The 24,317-nt window shown below is 74.1% G+C and carries 15 protein-coding genes and 2 pseudogenes; 9 read left to right on the top strand and 8 right to left on the bottom strand.

Annotation, left to right across the window (positions count from 1 at the left end; genetic code table 11):
- Positions 1-150 precede the first annotated feature (150 nt).
- Positions 151-951, top strand: a complete 801-nt coding sequence (locus ACH4F6_RS07500) for a sugar phosphate isomerase/epimerase family protein (RefSeq protein ID WP_397958958.1) — start codon at positions 151-153, stop codon at positions 949-951.
- 335 nt (positions 952-1,286) lie between these two features.
- Complete coding sequence (locus ACH4F6_RS07495; RefSeq protein WP_397958957.1) at positions 1,287-2,603, top strand: MFS transporter; 1,317 nt, start codon at positions 1,287-1,289, stop codon at positions 2,601-2,603.
- A 188-nt stretch (positions 2,604-2,791) separates the two neighbouring features.
- Here the strand turns inward: ACH4F6_RS07495 and ACH4F6_RS07490 are convergent, their stop codons facing one another.
- Both ACH4F6_RS07490 and ACH4F6_RS07485 read right to left on the bottom strand, forming a co-directional pair.
- Entirely contained in the window at positions 2,792-3,382 is a 591-nt protein-coding gene (locus ACH4F6_RS07490; RefSeq protein WP_397958956.1) for a dihydrofolate reductase family protein, read from the bottom strand.
- A 95-nt stretch (positions 3,383-3,477) separates the two neighbouring features.
- Entirely contained in the window at positions 3,478-3,867 is a 390-nt protein-coding gene (locus tag ACH4F6_RS07485; protein ID WP_397958955.1) for a VOC family protein, read from the bottom strand.
- A 167-nt stretch (positions 3,868-4,034) separates the two neighbouring features.
- Between ACH4F6_RS07485 and ACH4F6_RS07480 the strand changes: the two genes are divergently transcribed.
- The 3 genes and pseudogenes from ACH4F6_RS07480 to ACH4F6_RS07470 all read left to right on the top strand — a co-directional run.
- Positions 4,035-4,682: a TetR/AcrR family transcriptional regulator gene (locus tag ACH4F6_RS07480; protein WP_397958954.1), complete on the top strand. Its 648-nt coding sequence runs from the start codon at positions 4,035-4,037 to the stop codon at positions 4,680-4,682.
- A gap of 164 nt (positions 4,683-4,846) precedes the next feature.
- Positions 4,847-5,653: a MerR family transcriptional regulator gene (locus ACH4F6_RS07475; protein WP_397958953.1), complete on the top strand. Its 807-nt coding sequence runs from the start codon at positions 4,847-4,849 to the stop codon at positions 5,651-5,653.
- Positions 5,650-6,630 (top strand): annotated as a pseudogene (locus tag ACH4F6_RS07470) (BtrH N-terminal domain-containing protein); the annotation flags it as partial. The gene ACH4F6_RS07475 and the pseudogene ACH4F6_RS07470, both read left to right, overlap by 4 nt.
- A 109-nt stretch (positions 6,631-6,739) precedes the next feature.
- Here the strand turns inward: ACH4F6_RS07470 and ACH4F6_RS07465 are convergent.
- From ACH4F6_RS07465 to ACH4F6_RS07455, 3 genes and pseudogenes are all read right to left on the bottom strand, one after another.
- Complete coding sequence (locus tag ACH4F6_RS07465) at positions 6,740-7,372, bottom strand: GNAT family N-acetyltransferase (protein ID WP_397958952.1); 633 nt, start codon at positions 7,370-7,372, stop codon at positions 6,740-6,742.
- Complete coding sequence (gene aroA, locus ACH4F6_RS07460) at positions 7,369-8,610, bottom strand: 3-phosphoshikimate 1-carboxyvinyltransferase (RefSeq protein WP_397958951.1); 1,242 nt, start codon at positions 8,608-8,610, stop codon at positions 7,369-7,371. Before aroA ends, ACH4F6_RS07465 begins: the two co-directional genes overlap by 4 nt.
- A gap of 772 nt (positions 8,611-9,382) precedes the next feature.
- Positions 9,383-10,273, bottom strand: a pseudogene (locus ACH4F6_RS07455) (EamA family transporter); the annotation flags it as partial.
- Positions 10,274-10,373: 100 nt separating this feature from the next.
- On the opposite strand from ACH4F6_RS07455, the gene ACH4F6_RS07450 reads away from it, so the two are divergent.
- The 4 genes from ACH4F6_RS07450 (at position 10,374) to ACH4F6_RS07435 (ending at position 18,429) form a co-directional block, all read left to right on the top strand.
- Complete coding sequence (locus tag ACH4F6_RS07450; RefSeq protein ID WP_397958950.1) at positions 10,374-11,288, top strand: LysR family transcriptional regulator; 915 nt, start codon at positions 10,374-10,376, stop codon at positions 11,286-11,288.
- A gap of 473 nt (positions 11,289-11,761) precedes the next feature.
- Positions 11,762-13,582: a glycoside hydrolase family 3 protein gene (locus ACH4F6_RS07445; RefSeq protein WP_397958949.1), complete on the top strand. Its 1,821-nt coding sequence runs from the start codon at positions 11,762-11,764 to the stop codon at positions 13,580-13,582.
- A 333-nt stretch (positions 13,583-13,915) separates the two neighbouring features.
- Positions 13,916-14,266, top strand: coding sequence for a CU044_2847 family protein (locus ACH4F6_RS07440; protein ID WP_397958948.1), 351 nt, complete (start codon positions 13,916-13,918; stop codon positions 14,264-14,266).
- On the top strand, positions 14,266-18,429 hold the full coding sequence (locus ACH4F6_RS07435) for a trypsin-like peptidase domain-containing protein (protein ID WP_397958947.1): 4,164 nt from the start codon (positions 14,266-14,268) through the stop codon (positions 18,427-18,429). Before ACH4F6_RS07440 ends, ACH4F6_RS07435 begins: the two co-directional genes overlap by 1 nt.
- Before the next feature lie 66 nt (positions 18,430-18,495).
- On the opposite strand, the gene ACH4F6_RS07430 is transcribed toward ACH4F6_RS07435, so the two are convergent.
- The 3 genes from ACH4F6_RS07430 to ACH4F6_RS07420 all read right to left on the bottom strand — a co-directional run bounded on the left by ACH4F6_RS07430 (position 18,496) and on the right by ACH4F6_RS07420 (position 24,250).
- On the bottom strand, positions 18,496-19,920 hold the full coding sequence (locus tag ACH4F6_RS07430) for a S28 family serine protease (RefSeq protein ID WP_397958946.1): 1,425 nt from the start codon (positions 19,918-19,920) through the stop codon (positions 18,496-18,498).
- A 97-nt stretch (positions 19,921-20,017) separates the two neighbouring features.
- Entirely contained in the window at positions 20,018-20,407 is a 390-nt protein-coding gene (locus ACH4F6_RS07425) for a hypothetical protein (protein WP_397958945.1), read from the bottom strand.
- 99 nt (positions 20,408-20,506) lie between these two features.
- Positions 20,507-24,250: an ABC transporter ATP-binding protein gene (locus ACH4F6_RS07420; RefSeq protein ID WP_397958944.1), complete on the bottom strand. Its 3,744-nt coding sequence runs from the start codon at positions 24,248-24,250 to the stop codon at positions 20,507-20,509.
- Positions 24,251-24,317: the final 67 nt, after the last annotated feature.

Here is a 24,317-nt window from a genome sequence, read left to right as displayed (position 1 = left end):
CGGGCGGCCGGGGCAGGCGTGCGGGCGGGCCGGGGCAGGCGTGCGGCCGGCGTGCGGGCGGGGTGGGGGAAGCGGCGGCGCCGGGTGGGCGACGGGTGGACTTCGAGGCCGCCCCGGAGTGCGCTCCGGGGCGGCGGGTAGGGGGCGGATATGAAGCTTGCCTTCTCCACCCTCGGTGTCCCCGGTCTGCCGCTCGCCGACGTGCTGCGGCTCGCCACCACGCACGGCTACCACGGCGTCGAACTGCGCGCCCATCCGGAGGAGCCGGTGCACCCCGGCCTGGACGCGGCCCGACGGGCCGAGGTCGCGGCGCAGTTCAAGGCGGCGGGCGTCGACGTGCTCGGACTCGCGGGGTACACGCGCGTGGCCGCGCCGGGCGAGGACGAGCCCGTCATCGAGGAGATCCGCGGGCTCCTCGGCCTCGCCCGTGACCTCGGCGCGCCCTTCGTCCGCGTCTTCCCCGGCGGTTCCGGCGGGCAGTCCGCCGAGGAGGCGGACGCCGTCGCGGCCCGCCGGCTCGGGACCGCCGCCGAGCACGCCGCCGACCTCGGCGTCCGCATCCTGCTGGAGACCCACGACTCCCACCCCACCGGCGCCGACGCGACCCGTGTCATCGGACTCGTCGGGCACCGGCAGGTGGGCGCGCTGTGGGACGTGATGCACACCTGGCTGGGCGGCGAGCAGCCCCTCGACACCTACGCCGCGCTCTCGCCGTACCTCGGATACGTCCAGGTCAAGGACATCGCCTCGGCCGAGGACACCACCCCGCTGGCGCTCGGCGCGGGCGCCCTGCCGCTCGCCGAGTGCGTGGAGGTCCTCGCACGGCACGGGTGGGACGGCTGGCTGTGCTGGGAGTACGAGAAGCGGTGGTACGAGACGGCCGAGCCGCTGGAGGGGCTGCTGGCGGCGGGGCGTGAGCATCTCGTGCGGCTGCTGAACGAGTCGGCCTGAGCGGCGGGATGGGGCGCGGGGCGCCGACGTCGGCGCGGCCGTCGGCTTCGGTCGGGGGCACGGGCGCGTAGGGCGGCCGGGGTGGGGCGCGGGCGTCGTAGGGCGGCTGCGGTGAGGACACGACCAGGGCGGGTGCGGGCGTGGCGGGTGCGGCTGTGGCGGGGTGCGGCCGCCCGACGCCGCAGACCGGTCCGACGGAGCAGGCCGGCCCGACGGCGCGAGCCGGTCCGACGGCGCGGGTAATCGACTGGCGGGCCGGCGCGGCCGCGGGTTAGCCTCCGCGCCGTGCATCAGCCCCCCGCGCGTCCCGCGCCGCCCGTCGCGCCTCCGGCGTCATGAGGCTCCGCCACGGTCTCCTCGACGTCCGTCCCCTCCGTACCTCCCCCGTCTTCCGGCGGCTGCTGATCGGGCGCACGGTGTCCACGCTCGGCGGCTTCATGACCATGGTCACCGTCATGTACCAGGTGTGGGACACGACCCACAGCGCGGTCTGGAGCGGGGCGGTCGGCCTGGCGCAGGCGCTGCCGATGATCGGCTTCGGGCTGGTCGCGGGCGCCTGGGTGGACCGGGCGGACCGGCGTCGCGTCTACCTCCTCGCCACGGTCGGGCAGGCGGCCTGCTCACTGCTGCTGGCCGCCCAGGGCTTCACCGGGCACGTCCCGGTGGCCGTCGTGCTGGCGCTGGTGGCGGTGCAGGCCTCGTTCGGCGCGCTCGGCGCTCCGGCGGCGGGGGTGTTCGTGCCGCGGCTGCTGCCCAAGGACCAGGTGGCCGCGGGCCTCGCCCTGAACCAGGTCACCGGGCAGGCGATGATGCTGCTCGGCCCGGCCGTCGCGGGCGTGGTGCTCGGCTGGTGGGGCATCGGCGTCTGCTACCTGCTGGACGCGGTCAGCTTCGGCCTGTCCTTCTACGGCGCCTTCGGGCTGCCCGCGCTGCCGCCCGAGGGCGGGAAGTCCCGTCCCGGTGTGCACGGCGTCCTGGACGGCCTGCGCTTCCTGACCGGGCACCGGGTGGTGCGCGGTGCGCTGCTGACGGACCTGGCCGCGACCGTGCTGGCGATGCCGACCAGCCTCTTCCCGCTGGTCAACGCCGAACGCTTCGGCGGTGACCCGCACACGCTGGGCCTGTTCCTGTCGGCGCTGGCGGTGGGCGGGGTGGCCGCGTCCGCGTTCTCCGGGCCGGTGACCCGGCTGGCCCGGCCGGGGCCGGTGATGCTGTGCGCCTCCGGCACCTGGGGTGTGGGGCTCGCGCTGTTCGGCGTGACGACCAACGCGTGGGCGGGACTCGGCATGCTGGTGCTGGCCGGCGCGGCGGACGCGGTGGCCGTCCTGTCCCGGACGACGATCGTCCAGACCCGTACCCCGGACGCCCTGCTGGGCCGGGTCACGGCGGCCGAGACCATCGTCGGCCAGGCCGGCCCGCACCTCGGCAACCTCCGCGCCGGCATGGTGGCCGGCTGGTCCTCGGGCGCCGCCGCGCTCGTCACGGGCGGCCTGCTGTGCCTGCTCGCGGTGACGGGGGTGGCGGCCACGACACCGGAGCTCCGCGGCCGGGCGGGTACGGAGGATCCGGCGCCGGCGACCGGGGAGGGGGACCCGGGGGAGCCGTCCCCGGCGACCGGAGCGGCGGGGCCGGAGGAGGCGCCGGCGGCCTAGGGCCCGTCCCGAGCCGCGGTCCCGCAGGGGGAGGCTCCGGAACCGGACGACCGCGCCGCCCAGCCGGGGAGCGGCGAGGCGGCTCTCCCGCGTCCTGCCACGGTCCGCGGCGGACATCGCCGCAGGCCGGACCGCTCCGCCGGGAGGTGGGCCACGTGGTGACCGTATGCGCGGAAACGGTCCCGCCCTCAGCCGCGGGCGTAGGTGAGGAACGCCGCCCCGCTCTCCAGGACGACGTGGTCCGTCAGGTTCCAGACGCGCGGATCGAACGCGGCCGTGCGGCCGAAGAGGGGGATTCCGGCGCCGATGGTCAACGGGCCCAGTTTGACGATCAGCCGGTCGATCTCGGAGTACAGGACGCCCGCCAGTTCGCCCCCGCCGATCAGCCAGAGGTCCTTGCCGTCCTCCTGCTTCAGCTCCTGCACCTTCGCCACCGGGTCGCTCGCGACCAGTTCCACGGCCGGGTCGGGGCTCTCGGTCAAGGTGGTGGAGAACACCAGGTGCCTCAGGTGCGGGTAGGCGTCGGCGATACCGGCTTCGAGGCCGATCTCGTACGTCCTGCGCCCCTCGAGGACGGTGTCGAAGTGCGTGCCTTCCGCGGTGACGGACAGGGCCTTCCTGGCCGGGGCGGGCAGGGTCTCGGGGTACTGCGCGGCCAGGTACTGCACATAGTCGCCGGGGACCGGCCAGAAGCCGTCGGGGCCGGTGGGATCGGCGCCGTCGGGGCCGGCGATGAAGCCGTCGAGGGTGGCGGCGACGTAGTACACGAGCTTGCGCACGGAAGTTTCCTTGTCGGTCGGTCGGTCGGCGGGCAGCGGGTGGCGGACGGGGCGGATCGAGCGGCGGGCCCGGGATCCTCCGCGCCGGGACGGGGTCAGCCGTTCCCGGGAGCGGCCCACTCGACGAACTGGACGATCACTCCGTTGGGATCGGTGACCTGGAACAGGCGCTCGCCCCAGGGTTCCTGACGCAACGGCATGGTGATCCGGACTCCGGCCTCGCGCAGCCGCTCTTCCTGCTCCCGCAGGCCGGAGGCGACGGTGAAGGCCAGGATCAGACCGCCGACGCGCTGCTCACGCTGCTCGGGCGGCAGCACCTCGATACCGCGGGCGAGCAGGACGACGTCGACCGCGTCGTCGTGCGACAGGGACACGAAGCCGTCGGCGGCCTGCCGGACGGCGTAGCCCAGGTGGGCGGTGAAGAACTCCTGCGAACGGGTGACGTCGTCGACGGTCAGCGAGACGGCGGAGGCGGTGAACTGCACGGGGCTCCCTGGATGCGGCGGGGACGGGCTCGGCGGCTACGGCGGCGGGGGCGCGCACGGCCGCGCTCCTCCGTCGCGTGGGTCAACATAAACTTACAACGGTCGTAAACTTACTCCGGTCAGAATCTAGTGTCAACATAAAAATGCTACGAGGGTAAGATTCCGTCATGGCTACTCAGATGCCGGCCCTCGGGGCCGGGCTTCGCGAGACGAAGAAGCAGGAGACCCGGCAGCTCATCTCCGACCACGCGACACGGCTCTTCATCGGCCAGGGCTTCGAGCGGACGACCATCGCCGAGATCGCCGCCGCCGCCCGCGTCGCCAAGAAGACCGTCACCAACTACTTCCCCCACAAGGAAGACCTGGCGCTGGACCACCAGGAGCAGTTCGCCACCTCGCTGGCCCGGGCCGTGGACGCTCGGCGCCCCGGGGAATCGGCGCTGGCCGCGCTGCGCCGCGCCTTCGCCGACTCCGTCGCCTCCCAGGACCCGGTCGCCGGGTTCTCCGGCCAGGAGTTCGCCCGCATGATCGCCGACAGTCCCACCTTGAGCACCTGTGTGCGCGGCCTCCACGACCGGCGCGCGCACCACCTCGCCCAGGCGCTCGCCGAGGCCACCGGCGCTCGACCCGACGACATCACCGTCCGGACCGTCGCCGAACTGCTGGGCACCGTTCACCGCGTGCTGTTCCACCGCATCCAGGAGCTCACCCTCGCCGGACACCCCGACGACCGGATCGCCCGGACCGTCACCGCCGAAGCCGCTCGGGCCTTCGACCTGCTGGAACCCGCCCTGTCCGACTACGCCACCGCCTAGGTGCGCTGTCCCGGACGGGACCTCGCCCGCCGCGCGCCCCGGCCGCCCCGGGCGACGAGGAGGAGCAGGGCGGCGCCGCGGCTCACCGGCGCCGCGGTTCACCGGCCGCCGGGCATCGGCCGAACGGTGGACTCTCCCACGGTGGGAGAGTCCACCATGAGGACGTGCAAGACGAACTGCTCACCATCGGGCGCTTCGCCCGCCTGTGCCGGCTCAGCGTCAAGCAGCTGCGGCACTACGACGAGACGGGGCTGCTGGCGCCGGCCCGCGTGGACGCCGACTCCGGTTACCGCTACTACGCGCCCGGACAGGCACGCGAGGCCCTGACGATCGCCCTGCTGCGCGAGATGGACCTTCCGCTGGCCGTGATCGCCCGGGTGCTGTCCGCCGAGCCCGGGTCCATGGCACGCGTCCTGCGCGCCGAGCGGGACCGGCTGGCCGAGCGCATCAGCCGGGACCGGGCACGGCTGGAGATGCTGGAGCGGCTGGTGGAGGACGGTCTGCCCGGCTACGAGGTGACGACGGGCACCGAGCCGGAGCGACGTCTGTCAGTGGTGCGAGCGGTCTGCGCCCCCGCGGGGATCGGGAAGCGGGTCGAGGAGTGCGCGGGCCGGCTGCTGCCCGCGCTCGGCAGGGCGGGAATCGCGTGGGAGCCGCCGCTGTGGGCGCTGTACCCGCTGGACCTGGAGGAGGAGATGGAGATCGCCGTCGGAGTGCGGGCCGCGCAGGAGCGGGAGGTACCCGGCCTGGAGCGTGCGGCGCTGTCCGGCGGTCCTGTCGTCGAGACCGTGCACATCGGGCCCTACGCCCAGCTGCCCCTGGCCTACAACGCCCTCTTCGCCGCCGTCCACGAGCGGGGACTGCGCCCGCGAGCGCCCGTGCGCGAAGCCTATCTCGTCGGACCGGCGCAGGCGCCGCAGGAGGAACTGACGACCCGGCTGACCGTCCCCGTCCACGAGGGCCCGGCATGACCACGGTGGCGGGCGTCGACACCCGCGGTTCACAGCACTGCGAGACGTCGACGCTGGGAGTGCTGCTGCGGCACCAGGGGCTCCGCCTGTCCGAGCCCATGCTCTTCGGCCTCGGATCCGGGCTGTCCTTCCTCTACTGGGACGCCAGGAACCTCGACTTCCCCTTCCTCGGAGGACGGGTCAGGCCCTTCCGGCTCACCAGGAACCTGGCCGCCGGACTCGGACTGGACCTCCTGGTCCAGGAGACCGCCTCCCCCCGCAGGGCGTGGGAGAACGTGACGGCCGCCGTCGACGCCGGCCACCCCGTCGGACTGCAGCTCGACGGCTACCACCTGGACTACTTCACGCCGAAGGTGCACTTCGGCGGTCATGTCGTCGCCCTGTACGGCTACGACGACCACGACGCCCACCTGGTGGACACCGAACAGCAGGGCGGAGCGGTGTCCACCGGCCTGGCCGGCCTCGCCCGGGCCAGGGCCGCGCGCGGCCCGATGACCGCCAGGCACCGGTCCTTCACCCTCACCGTCCCGGGGGACCCGCCCTCCCCACGGGACCGGATCGTCCCCGCGATCACCGCCTGCGCCGACGCCTTCCTCCACCCGCCCATCGCCAACCTCGGTCACCGGGGCATCGAGAAGGCCGCCGAGCTGGTGCCCACCTGGCTCCGGCGCACCGACGACCCGCGGCGGGACCTGCCGCGGGCCGCCCTCCTGATGGAGGAGGCCGGCACCGGCGGCGCCCTGTTCCGCAACCTCTACCGCGACTTCCTCGCCGAATGCGCCCGACTGATCGACAGCGGCCGCCTGCGCACCGGCCACAGGCTGTACGCCGAGGCAGCCGCCCTGTGGACGGAAGTCGCGGCGCTGATCGCCGGGGCCGGCGCATCGGCCGACGCACGGTGCCTCGCCCGGGCGGGCGCCGTCCTGCGCGACCTCTCGCGCATGGAGCGCGAGGCCATGCGGGCGCTGAGCCGCCTGGCGGACGACGTCCCCGCCCGGCCGGGCCCGGGACGGTCGCGCCGAACCGCCGGTCGCACGGCGGGCGCCGCCGCCCGGGTCCCGCCGGGCCGGCACGGTGGCCCGGCGGTCACGTCGTACGGGCCCGGAACCGCGCCACCCGCTCCTCCAGCCGCACGCGGCACTCCGGCCACTCCCGATCGGTGATCGAGAAGACCGCGGAGTCGCGGAGCCGGCCCTCCTCGCCCGGCGCCCAGGAACGGGACCAGTTGCGCAGGACGCCCTCGAAGCGGGCGCCGACGCTCTCGATGGCCGCGCGGGAGCGGCTGTTGCGGGCGTCCGTCTTCAGGTCCACCCGGGACACGCCCCACTGCTCGAAGGCGTGCCGGAAGAGGAGGTACTTGGCCTCGGCGTTCACGCCCGTGCCCTGGGCCGACCCGGCCAGCCAGGTGAAGCCGACCTCCACGGCGTCCAGCCGGTCCTCGTTCCACCAGGAACGCGGATCCAAGTACGCCGTGGCGCCGACCGCACGGCCGGAGACGAGGGACACCTGCGCGTAGGGCGCGACCCGGCCCGTGGCCGCGCGGGCGAGCTGGGCGTCGACGTAATCGCCGGCCTCGTGGGCCCGCGGCACCCAGGTGTACGCGTACGTCCCCCGGTGCTCCTCCGCCGCGACCGCCAGTTCGGCCGCGTGCCGGTGCTCCAGCGGCTCCAGACGCACCAGTCTGCCCTCGAGAACGGGCCCCTCCAGCTCGAAGCTCACCCGACGACGTCCTTCCGCAGCCGCCCGAACGCCTCGTGGAAACCGGGGAAGGTCTTGCGGACGCATCCGGGGTCGTCGAACGACATGCCGGGTGCGCGCAGGCCGGTGACGGCGAAGGACATGACGATGCGGTGGTCGCCGTAGGACGTGATGCGGGTGTCGGGCGCGACCGGGCCGGGCTGGATCTCGATCCAGTCGGGGCCCGTGGCCGCGTCCACGCCCAGCCGCCGGAGGTTCTCCGCGCAGGCCTCCAGCCGGTCGCACTCCTTCACCCGCGTGTTCGCCACGTCCTCGATGCGCACCGGCCCCGAGGCGAACGGGGCGACGGCGGCGAGGGTCGGCATGGTGTCGGAGATGTCGCGCATGGCGACGGTGACGCCCCGCAGTTCGCCGGTGCCCCGCACCGTCGTGCGGTCGGCGCCGACCGTGACCTGCGCGCCCATCCGGCGCAGGACGTCCACGAAGCCCAGGTCGCCCTGGAGCGCTCCCTCGCCCAGACCGGGCACGGTGACCTCGCCGCCCGGGGTCACGGCGGCCGCGGCGAAGAAGTAGCTCGCCGTCGAGGCGTCGGGCTCGATCGCGTACGTCGTCGCCCGGTAACCGCCCGGCGGGACGACGAAGACGTCGCCGTCCCGGACCACCTCCACGCCGAACGCCCGCATCATCGCGATCGTGATCTCGACGTACGGCGCCGAGACCAGGTCGGTGACCGTGATGCGCAGGCCGGTGCGGGTCAGCGGGCCGAGCAGGAGCAGGGCGGTCAGGTACTGGGAGGACTGGCCGGCGTCCAGCACCACGTCCCCGCCCTCGACGCCGGCCGCCCTGACGGTCAGCGGGTGGTGGCCCTCGGCCTCCTCGTGCCGCAGGTCGACGCCCAGGTCGCGCAGGGCGCGGGTCAGGGGCAGCAGGGGCCTGCGGCGCATCTGGGCGGAGGCGTCGAAGCGGTAGGTGCCGTGGCCGGCGGCGGCGAGGGCGGGCAGGAAGCGGGCGGTGGTGGCGCCGTCCCGGCAGTAGACGTCGGCCTCGGCGACCGCCGGCCCCTCGGGGCGGCCGTCGACCTGCCACGCGTCCGGGGTCCGTCCGACGCGGTAGCCGAGCCGGGTCAGTCCCTCGGCGAAGCCCTCGGTGTCGTCGGAGCGCAGGGGCCGCTGGAGGGTGGTGACGCCGTCGGCGGCGGCCGCGAGGAAGAGGGCGCGGGCGGTGATGGACTTGGAACCGGGGATGTCGACGAGGGCCATGCCGCTCATGATTCCGCGCCGCCCTGCGCTGACGTGGACGCGTCCACGGGGTGGACGGCCGGTCTCACGCCCGCGGCGGGGGCCGACCGGGGGCCGGGGGCCGACCGGGGGCCGGGGGCCGACCGGGGGCCGAGGGCCGGGGGCCGACCCAGGCGCCGGCCGGGGATCGCGCGCCACCCGGGCCACCGGCCGGTCGGTGCCGCCTCGCCCGCGCAGACGGGCCGTCCTGGCCCGGCGCCGAGTGGCGAGCCCTCGGCCGGCGTCCCGCCGGCATCACCGCCGGGGTGCCCTCGTCGTCGCGTCCCCGCCGTCGCCTCCGCGGACGGCCCCCTCCGGCCCGCCCCCGGGCGGCGAGCCCGCCCGCTCAGCGCCCCGTCGCCTCCGCCGCGGGAGCCCCCGCCTCCGTGGCCGCTGTCGACACCGCCGGAGCCGTCTCCGCGTTCGCCCCCGGCACCGCCGCCGCCCGTCCTCCCGACGCCACCGGGACCGGGTGGGGCGTGGCGCCTCCCGGCGCGGCCGGGTGAGACGTGATCCCTCCCGGCGGGGCCGGACGGGGCACGGCCCCTGTCGGCTCGGTCGGGGCAGCCGTGCTCCGTCCCGCCGTGGCCGGGGCAGTCGTGGCCCGTCCCGCCGTGGCCGGGGCAGTCGTGGCGCCTCCCGCCGTGGCCGGGGCAGTCGTGGCGCCTCCCACCGCGGCCGGGGCAGCCGTGGCGCCTCCCGCCGCGGCCGGGGCAGTCGTGGCGCCTCCCGCCGTGGCCGGGGCAGTCGTGGCGCCTCCCGGCGCGGCCGCCGGGGCAGCCGTGGGCCGTGCCGCCGGGGACAGGGACGTCAGCGCCACTCCGCCCACCAGCAGCGCGGCCGCGCACCAGCGCGGTCCGCTCACCGACTCGCCCAGGAACAGGGCGGCCGAGGACATGCCGAAGACGGGCACGAGGAGGGAGAACGGGGCCACCGTGGAGGCCGGGTGGCGGCGCAGCAGCCAGCCCCAGGCGCCGAACCCGAAGACGGTGGTGACCCAGGCGACGTACACGACCGTGCCGGCCCCCTGCCAGTCCAGCGCGCGCAGCGCGGCCAGGTCCCTCGACGGACCCTCCGTCAGGAGGGACAGGATCAGCAGCGGCAGGACCGGGACCGTGCTGACCCAGACCATGAAGTTCAGGGCGTCCGGCGGGGACGCCTTGCGGGTGAGGACGTTCGACGCGCCCCAGCAGGCCGCCGCCGCGACGCACAGGGCGAAGGCGCCGAGCGGACCGGACGCGCCCTCGTCGACGGCCGCGACCCCGATGCCGGCCAGGGCGACGATCATGCCCAGGACCCTGACCCGGGACGGCCGTTCACCGAGCACGACGCCGGCGACGACCGCCGTGAACACCGCCTGGATCTGCAGGACGAGCGACGACAGGCCCGCCGGCATGCCGGTGTCCATCGCGATGAAGAGCAGCCCGAACTTCGCCACGCCCAGTACCAGCCCCACCGCCACGATCCACTTCCACGCCACCTTCGGGCGGCCCACCAGGAACACCGCGGGCAGGGCGGCCGCCAGGAAGCGCAGGGCCGAGAAGAGCAGGGGCGGGAAGTGGCCGAGGCCGATCTCGATGACGGTGAAGTTGACGCCCCAGACGGCGGCGACGAGGACGGCGAGGACGAGGTGGGCGGGTCGCATGCGTCGAGGATCACCCGCGCCGACCGTGAAGCACCAGCGATGATTGCTGCACGGTGGGATGTAGCAGAACTGTGCGATGAAGTGCGCGACGGAGGTTCCCGTGCTCGACCTGCAACGCCTGCGCGCCCTGCACGCGGTCTCCGTCCACGGCACCGTCGGCGCGGCCGCCGCCGCGCTCGGCTACACGCCCTCCGCCGTCTCGCAGCAGATCGCCAAGCTGGAGCGGGAGACCAGGACCGTCCTGCTGGAGCGGGAGGGGCGGGGCGTGCGGCTCACCGCGGAGGCACTGCGGCTCGTCGAGACCGCGCAGGAGCTGCTCGCGATCGTGGAGCGGGCGGAGACCGAGCTGGAGGAGCGGCGCGGGACGCCGGCGGGGCGGCTGACGGTGGGTGCGTTCCCGTCGGCGGCGCGCGGTCTGATGCCCGCCGTGCTGGCCGGTCTCGCCCGGCGGCACCCGGCGCTGGACACCCGGCTCTCCGAGGTGGATCCGCACCTGTCCGTCGGCCTGGTCGCCAAGGGCGCGCTCGACATGGCCGTGGTGCACGACTGGGACATCGCCCCGCTGCCCGTGCCGCCCGGGGTCGAGCAGGCCGTCATCGGGGACGACCCGTGCACGCTGCTCGTCCCGCGGGGGCACGCCTTCGACGGGCGGACGTCGGTACGGCGCGAGGACCTCGGCGGCGAGCGGTGGGTGAGCCAGCCCCCGGGGCGGGTCTGCCACGAGTGGCTCGTACGGACCCTGCGCACGGCCGGGCACGAGCCGGAGATCGTCCACCACGCCGACGAGAACCCGACCCTGATCGCCCTGGTCGCCGCCGGACTCGGCATCTGCCTCGTCCCGCGCCTGGGCCGCGGCCCGCTGCCCCCGGACGTGGTCGAGGTGGCCCTCGACCCGACGCCCGTACGACGGCTGTACGCTCTGTGGCGCGCCGGCGCGGCCCGCCGCCCGGCGATCGCGGAGACGGTACGAGCACTCCAGGAACAGTGGACGAGGACGTCGGCCCACCGGTGGTGACGAACGGTCGGCTCGCGGCCGCGAGGGGCAGGCCGGGCCACCGGCAGTGGCGGAGAGCCGGCCTCGGCCGTGAGGGGGAGTCGACCAGGGCGGGGCGACGCGCCTGACGGTCCCACGCGCCGCGCGGCGACCGTCCCACGCGCCGCGCGGCGACCGTCCCACGCGCCGCGCGGCGACCGGCCCGGCGACCGGCCCGGGGATCACCCCGCCACCCCCTCCCGCCCCTCCCGCACCGACTTCGGCGAATCCCCCTCCGGGCGGGAACCCGGCCCGCCCGTCGCTCGTCCCACTCCCGAGCTGTCGGAGAGTCACCTCGGTGCGGTGTCGGCCCTCGCTGCCGGCTGCGATCGCTGACCACCCTCTCCGCCGTACCGCGGCCGGCAGCATGCCGCCATCGGCGCGCCCCCCTCCAATGCGCCGATGGCGGCCCCCCGGGAGGTACCGTGCGCATCCCCCTGACCGAAGGAGCGCACATGCCCTCCAGACGGAGCGTCCTCGCCGCGACCGCCGGCCTGACCACCGGTCTCGGCCTCACCGGGACGGCCCACGCGGACGACCGCCGCCTGCGTGCACTGATCGCCCGCATGACCCTGGAGGAGAAGGTCGGCCAGGTCTTCGTCAGCCGGGTGTACGGCCACTCGGCGACCGACCCCGACCAGGCCGACGTCGACGCCAACCTCGAGGAGCTGGGCGTGCGGACGGCCGCCGAGCTGATCGCCCGTTACCGCGTCGGCGGGATCGTCTACTTCACCTGGGCCCACAACACGCGCGACCCCCGCCAGATCGCCGACCTCTCCAACGGCCTCCAGCGGGCCGCGCTGCGGCAGCCGCGCGGGCTGCCGGTGCTGATCTCCACCGACCAGGAGCACGGGATCGTGTGCCGGGTCGGCAGGCCCGCCACGCTGTTCCCCGGCGCCATGGCCGTCGGGGCGGGCGGTTCGCGGACCGACGCCCACACCCTCGGCCGCATCGCGGGCCGCGAGCTGCGCGCGATGGGCATCCGGCAGGACTACTCCCCCGTCGCCGACGTGAACGTCGACCCGGCCAACCCGGTCATCGGCGTCCGCTCCTTCGGCGCCGACCCGGAGGCGGTGGCCGCCCTGGCCGCGGCGGAGATCCACGGCTACCGGGCGGCCGGGGTCGCGGCGACCGCCAAGCACTTCCCCGGGCACGGCGACACCGCCGTCGACAGCCACCACGGCTTCCCCGTCATCACCCACACCCGCGAGGTGTGGGAGGAGCTGGACGCGGTGCCGTTCCGGGCGGCGATCGCGGCCGGCGTCGACGCGATCATGACCGCGCACATCCTGGTCCCGTCCCTCGACGTCCCCTCCTCCCGGCTCCGTTCGAGCGGGGGGACCCCCACCGGTGATCCCGCCACCCTCTCCCACCCCGTCGTCACCGGCCTGCTGCGCGAACACCTCGGCTACGACGGGGTCGTGGTCACCGACGCCCTCGACATGGCGGGCGTCCGCACCCGGTACGGCGACGACCGGGTGCCGGTGCTCGCGCTCAAGGCGGGCGTCGACCAGCTCCTCAACCCGCCGAGGCTGGACGTGGCCTGGAACGCGGTCCTCGCCGCCGTCCGCGACGGCGAGCTGACCGAGGAGCGCCTGGAGGAGTCGGTCCTGCGGATCCTGCGCCTCAAGGCCAGGCTCGGCCTGCTCACCGACCCGTACACCGACCGGGCCGGCGTGGGACGCGCGGTCGGCACCCGCGACCACCTGGCGACGGCCGACCGGATCGCCGAGCGGACGACGACCCTGCTGGCCAACGAGGGCCGCCTGCTGCCCCTCGCCCCGCGCGCCCACCACCGGATCCTGGTCGCCGGCGCCGACCCGGCCTCGCCCTCGGGCACCACGGGCCCGCCCACCGCCGTCCTCGCCGCCGCCCTCACCGAGCTGGGCTTCACCGCGACCGCCCTGCCCACGGGCACGGCCCCGTCCGACGCGGAGGTCGCCCGGGCCGTGACGGCGGCGGGCGAGGCCGACGCCGTCGTGGTGGCCACGTACGACGTCACCGCCACGAGCCCGCAGCGGACCCTGGTGGCACGCCTGCTGGCCACGGGACGGCCCGTGGTCGCGGTGGCGATCCGCAACCCGTACGACGCGGCCCACCTCCCCGACGTACGCGCCCACCTGGCGACGTACTCGTGGACCGACGTCGAACTGCGCGCCGCCGCCCGGGTGATCGCGGGAACGGTGCGGCCGCGCGGGACGCTGCCCGTACCGGTGCGGCGGGCGGACGATCCGACGCGGGTGCTGTATTCGATCGGCCACGGCCTGACGTACTAGCCCTGCGCGGCCCGGCGGGGCCCGCTCCGCCCGGAAGCGCAACGCTCCTCGTGCGGCCGGCGTGCGCGGCCTCCGGCCGCCCCACCCCGGCGACCCGGGCGCCGCGGTACGAGGTGGTGAAGGCGGCCCGGACCCGCGCGGCCTGCCCGCCGTCGACCGCCCTGTACGTCCGGCTCGGCGGCCCCGTCCCGGTGGGCCGCGCCCGCCGCCTGTGACCGCGGGGGCGTCCCGCCCTCTCATGCGGACGGCTCACCCCGGGATGCGGCACGTACCCGGCTCCGGGAATGCTGACGGAGTCCCTGGAGAGCGTGCGTGAGCTGCGGAGGAGACGTCGTGGCACCTCTGACCCGGATTCCGTTGGAGGGCGGCGGCAGCGTTCTGGTCGAGCAGCCGGCGGCCCTGGGGGACGGGCCGGTGAAGGCCGGACGCATCGGCGACGCCATCCACGACGTGCCGGTGACGTTGCAGGAGGCCCTGGAGCCGGTCACGGCGGCGGCCCGGGCCGCGCTCGACCAGCTCCGCAAGGCGCGGCCCGACGACATCACGGTCGAGTTCGGGGTGGACCTCGCGTTCGAGGCCGGAGCCGTCATCACCAGGAGCCAGGCCGGCTGCCACCTGCGGGTGACCGTGTCGTGGAAGAACGACGGTTCCGCGCACACGGGCGAGAGCACGGGCCGGTCGTGATGACCGGCGCGGGCGGAGAGCAGGGGGACGACGGCACCGCCGCGGACCTGCCTCCCGCCGTGGCCCGGATCCTCGGCCCGGACGGGGCCGTGGCCGGGGCGGGGTTCCTGGTGGCCGAGGGAATCCTGGTCACCTGTGCGCACGTCGTCGAAGCGGCCGGAGGCGGCCCCGGAAGGACGGTCCTGCTGTCCTTCTCCCACGCGGGCGGGGCGGACCGGACGGAGGGACGGGTCCCGGCCGAGCTGTGGCGTGCGGTCGAGGACGAGGACGTGGCCTTCGTCCGGGTGGACGGCGGCACGCCGGTGGGCGCGGGTGTCCTGCCGTTGGGGTCGGCGGAGGGCTGCCGGGGCCACCAGGTGCGCTCGTACGGATTCCCCGCCCAGGCCCGGCCCGAGGGACATTACGGCTACGGCCGGGCCGGCAACGTGCTGCCGAGCGCGGACCGCACCCGTACGCACCTCCAGCTGACCGGCGCCAACGACCTCACCACCGGCTTCAGCGGCGGGCCCGTCCAGGACGAGGTGACCGGCCTGGTCATCGGCATGCTCACCGAGATCACCGCGCCCGACGCGTACGAACGGGGGCAGGGGATCGCGTACGTCACCCCGACGCGGACGCTGCGGGAGATCCTGCCGGAGCTGGCCGAGCGGGAGGTGTGTCCCTACCCGGGCCTCGAGCCCTTCACCGCGGAGCACGCCCGCTGGTTCCAGGGACGGCAGGAGGCCGTCGGGCAGGTGCTGGCCAACCTGGCCCAGCAGCGCAGGCTGACGCTGCTGCTCGGCCCGTCGGGGTCGGGCAAGTCGTCGTTGATCCAGGCGGGGGTGCTGCGGGCGCTGGCGGAGGGAGAACTGCCGGGCAGCGACCAGTGGCTGACCGTCCTCGCCCGGCCGAGGCAGGACATGCTCGCCGAGATCGAGCGGGCCGGGCTGCCGGGGGCGAGCGAGGACGGGATCGTCGCGGCGGTCAACCGGAGGCTCGCGGCCGATCCCGGCTGCCGGCGGGTCCTGCTGGTCATCGACCAGTTCGAGGAGCTCCTGGTCCAGTCGGCCGACGGCCGTCTGCGGGACCTGCTGGCCGTCGTCGACGAGGTCACGACGGCGGCGGACGCGTACACCAAGATCACCGTCATCCTGATCATGCGGGACGACTTCTATCCCCAGCTGGCCGCCCTGGCGCCCAAGCTGCTGGAAGCCGCGACGCCGGGACTGCTGAACGTGCCGGGCACGCTGAGCCAGCGGGACCTGCACGACATCATCGTCCTGCCGGCCGAGGACGTGGGACTCCGCTTCCAGCCGGGCCTGCCCGAGCGGATCATCGGCGACGTCATGGAGATCACCCCCGAGGCGGTCATCACCCGCCTGGCGCCGGTCACCGTGCTGCCGTTGCTGTCGATGACGCTCAACCAGCTGTGGCACCGGCGGCAGGACGGCCACCTCACCCATGAGGCGTACCGGCGCATCGGGAAGGTCAGCGGAAGCGTGACCACCTGGTGCGAGGGCACCCTCGACGAGCTGTCCGAGGAACAGCGGATCATCGCCCGGCGGGCGCTGACCTCCCTGGTGCACCCCTCCGACCCCAGCCACCACGTCACGGCCGTCCGCAGCCAGGTCCCGCTCCACGAACTGCGCGACCTCGCGGCCGACCCGAGCGACAGGCCCGACGACGAGAAAGCCGCCGTCGACGCGGTCATCGCCACCCTCACCCGCCGCCGCATCATCACCACCCAGGCGATGCAGGACCCGCGGCACCCCGGCGCGGCACCGGGCGAGCCGGTGGCCGAGCTGATCCACGAGGCGCTGATCCGGGACTGGGGGGCGCTGCGGGAGTGGGTGGACCAGGATCACCGCTTCCAGGAATGGCTGGTGCGCACACGGGAACGGCGTGACCGCTGGGCCGAGGACAAGGACCCGGGGGACCTCCTGGGCGGGACGGCCCTCGGGGAGGCGTCGGAGTGGTCACGGCGCCGGCATCTGCCGGCGGACATCGCGGAATTCCTCCACGCCAGCAAGCAGCGCCAGCGGGCCGCCGCCCGGCGGAGCCGACGCGTCATCGCGGTCCTCGCCGGCCTGCTGGCGCTCGCGATCGTCGCCTGGGCGGGCGCGGTGTGGCAGTGGCGCTCGACGATCGCGGAGCGGCAGGAGGCGTTGTCGCGGCAGCTCGCCGCCCACTCCTACACGCTCCTCAGACTGAATCCGGAACTCGCCTCTCTGCTGGCGGTCCATGCGTACCGGACCAGCCCCACCCCCGAATCCCTGGCGATCCTGCGAGCGGCAGCGGCCCTCCCTGCCCATCGGCGCCTGACCGGGCATGACCAGCCACTGCAATCGGTGGCGTTCAGCCCTGACGGCCGTACCCTCGCCACCGCCAGCGACGACCACTCCGTACGACTGTGGAACGTGGCCACCGGCAAGCCCGGCCGCACCTTGAGCGGACACACCGCCCCAGTCTATTCAGTGGCTTTCAGCCCCGACGGACGCACCCTCGCCACCGGAAGCTGGGACCACACCGCACGCCTGTGGAACGTCGCCACGGGCGAGGTGCAGGCAACTCTCAAAAAGCACACCAACAAGGTGCATTCGGTGGCTTTCAGCCCCGACGGACGCACCCTCGCCACCGGAAGCTGGGACCACACCGCACGCCTGTGGGACGTCGCCGGCGGCAAGGCCCTCGCCACACTGAAGGAGCACACCGGCCAGGTGAGGTCCGTGGCCTTCAGCCGCGACGGCCGCAGCCTGGCTACGGGCAGTGCCGACACCACCGCGCGCATCTGGGACGTCCCCACCGGCAAGAGCCGGATCACTCTCGAAGGGCACAGCACCTGGGTCAATTCGGTGAACTTCAGCCCCGACGGCAAGACCCTCGCAACTGCCAGTGCCGACGGCACCGCGCTGTTGTGGGACACCACCACCGGTGAGACTCGCGCAACGCTGATCGGACACATCGGCACAGTGGAGTCAGTGGCGTTCAGTCCCGACGGCCGCACCCTGGCCACCGCCAGCACCGACAAGACCGCCGTGCTGTGGGACACCACCACCGGTACAACGCTCAGGACGCTGCTCGGGCACGCGGACTGGGTGATGTCGGTGGCGTTCAGCCCCGACGGCCGCACCCTCGCCACCGCCAGCACGGACCACACCGCGCGCCTGTGGGACGTCACCTCCACCGGCCGGCGACGCACCACCCTGACCGGACACACCGACTGGGTATGGTCGGTGGCTTTCAGCCCCGACGGCCGTACGCTCGCCAGCGCCAGCGGGGACCACACCGCGCGCCTGTGGGACGCCACCACCGGCGAACTCCGCACGGTCCTGGAAGGACATGAGGACGAGGTGTACTCGGTGGCGTTCAGCCCCGACGGCCGTACCCTCGCAACCGGCGGCGCCGACCACTCCGTACGACTGTGGGACGTCGCCACCGGCAAGAGCCGCACTCCCTTGAAACACGAGGACGAGGTGTACTCGGTGGCGTTCAGCCCCGACGGCCGTACCCTCGCCACCGGCGGCGCCGACCACTCCGTACGACTGTGGGACGTCGCCACCGGCAAGCGCCGCGCCTCGCTGGCCGGACACTACGGCCCGGTGAACGCGGTGGCGTTCAGCCCGGACGGCCGCACCTTCGCCACCGGCAGCGACGACGGGACCGTGGGACTGTGGGACGTCGCCACCAGTTCACTGCGCACCCTTCTGACGGGGCACACCGACGAGGTGATGTCAGTGGACTTCAGCCGTGACGGAAAATCTCTCGCCAGCGGCAGTCGGGACTACACCGCCCGGCTGTGGGACGTCGCCACCGGTAAGACGCGCACCGTGGTGGTCGGGCAAAGCGAGTCGGTCGATGAGGTGGCGTTCACTCGCGACGGCCACACCCTTGCCACTGTGGGCGCCGACTCGACCGTACGCCTCTGGGATTCCGCCACCGGGGCACCACGGGCGACCATGGTGGGGCACACCTTCTGGGTGGCATCGGTGGCCATCAGCCCCGACGGGAACACCTTTGCCACTGGTAGCGGCGACCTGACCGTCCGGTTGTGGACTGCCCGCCTGCCGCAACCAGGCGAGGCGATCCAGCAGGTATGCCGTCGCGTCGGCCACGATCTCACCCCGGACGAACGAACCGCCTACCTCCCGGGCCGCCCGGTGGACAGGGTGTGCCCGTCGAACTGACGGCGGGCCGTCCCCCGACCCGCCGTCAGTCGTCCCTCGAGGAAACTCAACGAACCTCGACGCGCCTCACGGCCGCAGCGCGGGCTCCCGCTCCACGTCCCGCACGTCCAGCTTCGCGTCGAACTTCGCCAGCGGCTTCGCCGCGGACGCGTCCGCCCGGACCGCGGCCGGGGCGACGCCCGCCCACTCCAGGATCCGGGCCGTCGCCAGGGCCTTCTCGTCGGCGACCAGGCCGGCCACGTTCGCCCCGTGGTTCATGCCGGGCGCGGTGAAGACGTAGGAGTCCTTCGCGCCCTTGCCGAGGTGGAACGGCTCCGCGCCCCACGGGTCGTTCTGGCCGTAGACGAAGAGCATGTGCCGGGCGTTGTGCCTGACCCAGGTGTCGACGTCGCGCATGGCCCACGGCTGGAACCTCATGGGGATGTCGCGCGGGACGAAGTTCCGCGGGGGCTGGTAGCCGTAGCGGATGTACTTCTTCTCGATGTGGGGGAAGTGGATCGTCGGCGCGCCCAGCTGCGTGCCCGCCTGGTAGTAGTACGGGGTGTAGGTGGACAGGCCCTGGTCGGTGTAGGCGGAGAAGCCGGAGATCGTGTCGATCGAGGTCCAGATCTCGTCGTCGGTGGCGGTCGCCGCGTTCGCCGGGATCTCGTCGCAGTCCGACAGCAGGCTGTACTGCCAGAAGCCCCAGACGTAGTCGAGGACGACGGCCTCGTAGGCGCGGTCGAGGCTGCCGATGGTGGTGAAGGTGAGGCCCTCGGCCGCCGCGTACGCCGCGTACTTCTCCTCCAGCGGCGCGCGGCGCACGAGCGCCTCGCGCTGGACGGCGTTCAGGCGGTCGCGGCACTCCTTGGTGCCGACGCCGGCGAAGAAGCGGTCGTAGGCCGAGTCCTCGTGGTTGACGACGTCGTTGGGGGCCACGTAGGCCACCACGCCGTCCATGTCCTTCGGGTAGAAGCGCTCGTAGTAGGTGGCGGTCATACCGCCCTTCGAGCCGCCCGTGGAGATCCAGTTCTTCGGGTAGATCTCCTTCAGCGCCGTGAAGATGCGGTGCTGGTCGCTCGCGGCCTGCCAGATGTCCAGCTTGGACCAGTCGGCGGGGGCGGGGCGGGACGGGGTGAAGAAGCGGTACTCCATGGAGACCTGGTTGCCGTCCACGATCTGGGTGGGCTCGCGGCGGCCGGGGTTGGTGGAGACGTTGTAGCCGCCGGTGTAGAAGACCGTCGGGCGGCTGACGTCCTTGTGCAGCACGGTGATCCGCTGCTGGAACGTGCCCTTGGACGGGTGCCGGTGGTCGACCGGCTGGGTGTAGTTCAGGACGAAGTAGCGGTAGCCGGGGTACGGCTTCTCCTCGGTCAGGCTCATGCCGGGGATCGCGAGAAGCCGGTCCTTGATGTCCGTGGCCTCCGGCTCCGCGGCGGTCGCCGCCCCGGCCGTGCTCAGCGTGCCTATGAGCACGGTGAACGCCAGCAGCCATCTGAGCGCCTTGCGCATGCGCGTGCACCCTCCCTGTGAGACAGATGTGCGCCGGAAGCTATCGGAGCAACATCCTTCACACCAGAGGGTGCTGACGGAACGGCAGGTCGGCCGGTCAGGTCCGGAACCAGCCCGAGCTGCCCGAGCCGCGGCCGACCGATCCCTTGACCAGCACCCATCGGTGGCCGGCGTACACGTCGATCGGTCCGATGCGGCGGGTGCGGCTGCCCGTGAGTTCCCTGGCCCGGTGGCCGCGCGCCTGCACGCTGACGGACATCCGCTTGCGGGTGCCGGGGTTCCGCTGGAGGGTGTAGGCGCAGATCGTGCCGTTGTTCTTGTAGACGTGCACCGCGCCGGTGGAGAACACCACCGTGCGCACCTTGCGGCCCGGGCAGGGCGGGGACGCGGCCTCGGCGCTGCCCGGCGCCGTGAGGGGGAGCAGGGCGGACGCGATCAGCACGGCCAGGACGGCCGCCGGCCGCCGGCGTGTCGCACCACTGTGCACAGTCGGTCCCCTCCCACTGCCGTTCGCCGTACTGGTGTACGGACGCACGGCGTGGGGCGAACGGTTGCGCGAACGCCGGCCGGCGGGGTCCCCCGCGCGTCAGATCGAGGTGCCGACCGGCTCCCCCACGAAGGTGCTCCACAGCTCGGCGTACCGCCCGCCGCGGGCCAGCAGTTCCTCGTGCGTGCCGTCCTCGGCGACCCGGCCGTGGTCCATCACCACGACCCGGTCGGCACGGGCCGCGGTCGTCAGGCGGTGGGCGACGACGAGCGTCGTCCGGCGGCCCGCGAGCCGGTCGGTGGCCTGGTTGACCTGGGCCTCGGTGGCCAGGTCGAGGGCGGCCGTGGCCTCGTCGAGGAGCAGGACGTCCGGGTCCACCAGTTCCGCGCGGGCCAGCGCGATCAGCTGGCGCTGCCCGGCGGAGAGGTTGCGGCCCCGCTCGGCGACCTCGTGGAGGTAACCGCCCTCCAGCGTGGCGATCATCTCGTGGGCGCCGACCGCGCGGGCGGCCGCCTCCACCTCGGCGTCGGTGGCGTCGGGGCGGCCGTAGGCGATGGCGTCGCGGACGGTGCCGGGGAAGAGGTACGCCTCCTGCGGGACGACGCCCAGGCGGTGCCGGTACGAGGTGAGGTCGAGGGAGCGCAGGTCCGTGCCGTCGACCAGGACCCGGCCGGACGTCGGGTCGTAGAACCGGGCCACCAGCTTCACCAGGGTCGACTTGCCCGCGCCGGTCTCGCCGACGAACGCGACGGTCTGGCCGGCGGGGATGCGCAGGTCGATCCCGGTCAGGGCCTCCTCGGGCTCGTCGGCGGAGCCGTACCGGAAGCCCACGTCCTCGAAGGCGATCTCGCCGCGCAGGGAGAGGACCTCCCGCGGCGCCTCGGCGGACTTCGTGGACGCCGGCTCGCGCAGCAGTTCCTGGATGCGGCCCAGGGAGACCGTGGCCTGCTGGTAGCCGTCGAAGACCTGGGAGAGCTGCTGGACGGGCGCGAAGAACAGGTCGATGTACAGCAGGTACGCCACCAGCGCGCCGGTCGTCAGGGTCGCGTCGTCGACCCGGCCGGCGCCCGCGATCAGGACGGCCGCGGCGGCCACCGACGACAGGAACTGCACGAACGGGAAGTAGACCGAGATCAGCCGCTGGCCCCGGACGCGGGCCGTGCGGTAGCCGTCGCTGCGCTCGGCGAACCGGCGCCGGCCGTCCCGCTCGCGGCGGAAGGCCTGCACGATCCGCAGGCCGGCCACCGACTCCTGGAGGTCGGCGTTGACCGCCGACACCCGCTCGCGGGCGAGTTCGTACGCCTTCACGCTGGCCCGGCGGAAGAAGAAGGTGGCGACGATCAGCGGGGGCAGGGTCGCGAAGACGACGAGGGCGAGCCGGAGGTCGATCACCAGCAGCGCGACCATGATCCCGAAGAAGGTGACGACCGAGACGAACGCGGTCACCAGGCCCGTCTGGAGGAAGGTCGACAGGGCGTCGACGTCCGTGGTCATCCGCGTCATGATCCGCCCGGTCAGCTCCCGCTCGTAGTAGTCGAGTCCGAGCCGCTGGAGCTGGGCGAAGATCTTCAGACGGAGCGTGTACAGGACGCGTTCGCCGGTGCGGCCGGTCATCCGGGTCTCACCGGTCTGCGCGGCCCACTGCACCAGGACGGCGAGCAGGGCGAGCAGGGAGGCCGTCCAGACGGCGCCGAGCGCCGTGCGGGTGACGCCGTCGTCGATGCCGTGCCGGATCATCACGGGCAGCAGCAGGCCCATGCCCGCGTCGACGGCGACGAGGCCCAGGCTGACCAGGAGGGGCAGGCCGAAGCCGTGCAGGAGGCGGCGCAGGCCGTAGGACTCCTCGGGCAGGACCGCGCGGGACTCGTCGACGTCCGGGGTGTCGGTGGCGGGCGGCAGCGCCTCGACCTGGGCGAGCAGCTCCGGGGTGGCCGGCGTCCCGGACAGGGCGGTGTCCTTGGGTTCGCGGTCGCCGGTCCACAGGCGCGGGGTCACCCCGCGCTCGGCGTCGAACTCGGCGTCCAGCTCGTCGCGGACGGTCGTGTCCTCGCGGGGCGCGGCGGGCGCGGCGTGGCCGGGCGAGACGCCGCCCAGTTCGTCGGGGTCGGTGAGGAGGCGGCGGTAGAGCGCCGACCGCTCCTGGAGCTCCTCGTGGGTGCCGAGGTCGGCGAGGCGTCCGCCGTCGAGGACGGCGATGCGGTCGGCGAGGTTGAGGGTGGACCGGCGGTGGGCGATCAGGAGGGTCGTACGGCCCTCCATCACGTGCCTGAGGGCCTCGTGGATCTCGTGCTCCACCCGGGCGTCCACCGCGGAGGTCGCGTCGTCGAGGACGAGCAGGCGCGGGTCGGTGAGGAGCGCGCGGGCGAGCGCGATGCGCTGGCGCTGGCCGCCGGAGAGGGTCAGTCCCTGCTCGCCGACCTTGGTGGCGTAGCCCTCGGGCAGCTCGGCGATGAAACGGTCCGCCTGGGCGGCGCGGGCGGCCGCCTCGATCTCCTCGTCGCCGGCGTCGGGACGGCCGTACGCGATGTTGGCGCGGACCGTGTCCGAGAAGAGGAACGAGTCCTCGGGGACGAGGCCGATCGCGGCCCGCAGGGAGTCCAGGGTGAGCTCGCGGACGTCGTGGCCGCCGATGAGGACGGCGCCGCGGGTCACGTCGTAGAAGCGGGGCAGCAGCAGGGAGACCGTCGACTTGCCGGAGCCGGAGGAGCCGACGACGGCGAGGGTCTCGCCGGGGCGGATCTCGAAGGACAGTCCCCGGAGCACGGGGCGGTCGTCGGCGTAGCCGAAGGAGACGTCGTCGAACTCGACCGTGGCGGGGGCGTCGGCCGGGAGCTCCTTGGCGCCGTCCTTCAGGGCCGGCTCGGTGTCGATCAGCTCCAGGACGCGCTCGGTGCCCGCGCGGGCCTGCTGGCCGACGGTGAGGACCATGGCGAGCATGCGGACCGGGCCGACGAGCTGCGCGAGGTAGGTGGAGAACGCGACGAACGTGCCGAGCGTGATGTGCCCGCGCACGGCGAGCCAGCCGCCGAGCGCGAGCATCGCCACCTGGCCGAGCGCGGGGACGGCCTGGAGGGCGGGGGTGTACCGGGAGTTCAGCCGGATCGTGCGCAGCCGGCCCGCGAAGAGCCGGCGGCCGACCTCCCGCAGCTTCCCGGTCTCCTGCTCCTCCTGTCCGAAGCCCTTCACCACGCGGACCCCGCTGACGGCGCCGTCGACCACGCCGGCCACGGCGGCGGCCTGGGCCTGGGCGTACCAGGTGGCGGGGTGCAGCCTCGTGCGGCTGCGCCGGGCGATCCACCACAGGGCGGGGGCGACGGCGAGTGCGACCAGGGTGAGCGGCGGAGACAGCCACGCCATGATCACCAGGGAGATCAGGAAGAGCAGGACGTTCCCGATGGTCATCGGGAGCATGAAGAGCAGGCCCTGGATGAGCTGGAGGTCGCTGGTGGCGCGGCCGACGACCTGGCCGGTGGACAGCTCGTCCTGGCGGCGGCCGTCGAGCCGGGTGATCGTGCCGTACATCTCGGTCCGCAGGTCGTGCTGGACGTCGAGGGCGAGCCGGCCGCCGTAGTAGCGGCGGATGTAGGTGAGCACGTAGACGAGCAGGGCCGCGCCGATCAGGGCGCCGGCCCAGGGGGCCATGGCGCGGCTGTGGCCGCCGATCACGTCGTCGATGATCACCTTGGTGATCAGCGGGACCGCCGCCATCACGGCCATGCCCGCCAGGGAGGATCCCAGTGCCAGGACGACGTCCCCGGGATGGCGCCAGGCGTATCCGGCGAGTCTGCGCGCCCAGCCCCGCCCCGCCCCCGTCCCGCCCTTCTCCCCCTGCTGCGCTGCCACGCGGTGCCCTCCGATCGTCCTGATCTACCGGAAGGCACCAACGCGGACAGAAGCGGATTTCATCCCT

The organism is Streptomyces sp. NPDC017936 (assembly GCF_044328485.1).
Taxonomy (GTDB): Bacteria; Actinomycetota; Actinomycetes; order Streptomycetales; family Streptomycetaceae; genus Streptomyces.
The sequence above is the reverse complement of the archived record's forward strand: the minus strand, read 5'-3'. Positions and strand labels throughout refer to the sequence as shown.

What these genes read in the sequence shown, in the direction of transcription:
- ACH4F6_RS07500 (WP_397958958.1), top strand. Translation starts at nt 151, where the DNA reads ATGAAGCTTGCCTTCTCCACCCTCGGTGTCCCCGGTCTGCCGCTCGCC.
- ACH4F6_RS07495 (WP_397958957.1), top strand. Translation starts at nt 1,287, where the DNA reads ATGAGGCTCCGCCACGGTCTCCTCGACGTCCGTCCCCTCCGTACCTCC.
- ACH4F6_RS07480 (WP_397958954.1), top strand. Translation starts at nt 4,035, where the DNA reads ATGGCTACTCAGATGCCGGCCCTCGGGGCCGGGCTTCGCGAGACGAAG.
- aroA (WP_397958951.1), bottom strand. Translation starts at nt 8,610, where the DNA reads ATGGCCCTCGTCGACATCCCCGGTTCCAAGTCCATCACCGCCCGCGCC.
- ACH4F6_RS07445 (WP_397958949.1), top strand. Translation starts at nt 11,762, where the DNA reads ATGCCCTCCAGACGGAGCGTCCTCGCCGCGACCGCCGGCCTGACCACC.
- ACH4F6_RS07435 (WP_397958947.1), top strand. Translation starts at nt 14,266, where the DNA reads ATGACCGGCGCGGGCGGAGAGCAGGGGGACGACGGCACCGCCGCGGAC.
- ACH4F6_RS07430 (WP_397958946.1), bottom strand. Translation starts at nt 19,920, where the DNA reads ATGCGCAAGGCGCTCAGATGGCTGCTGGCGTTCACCGTGCTCATAGGC.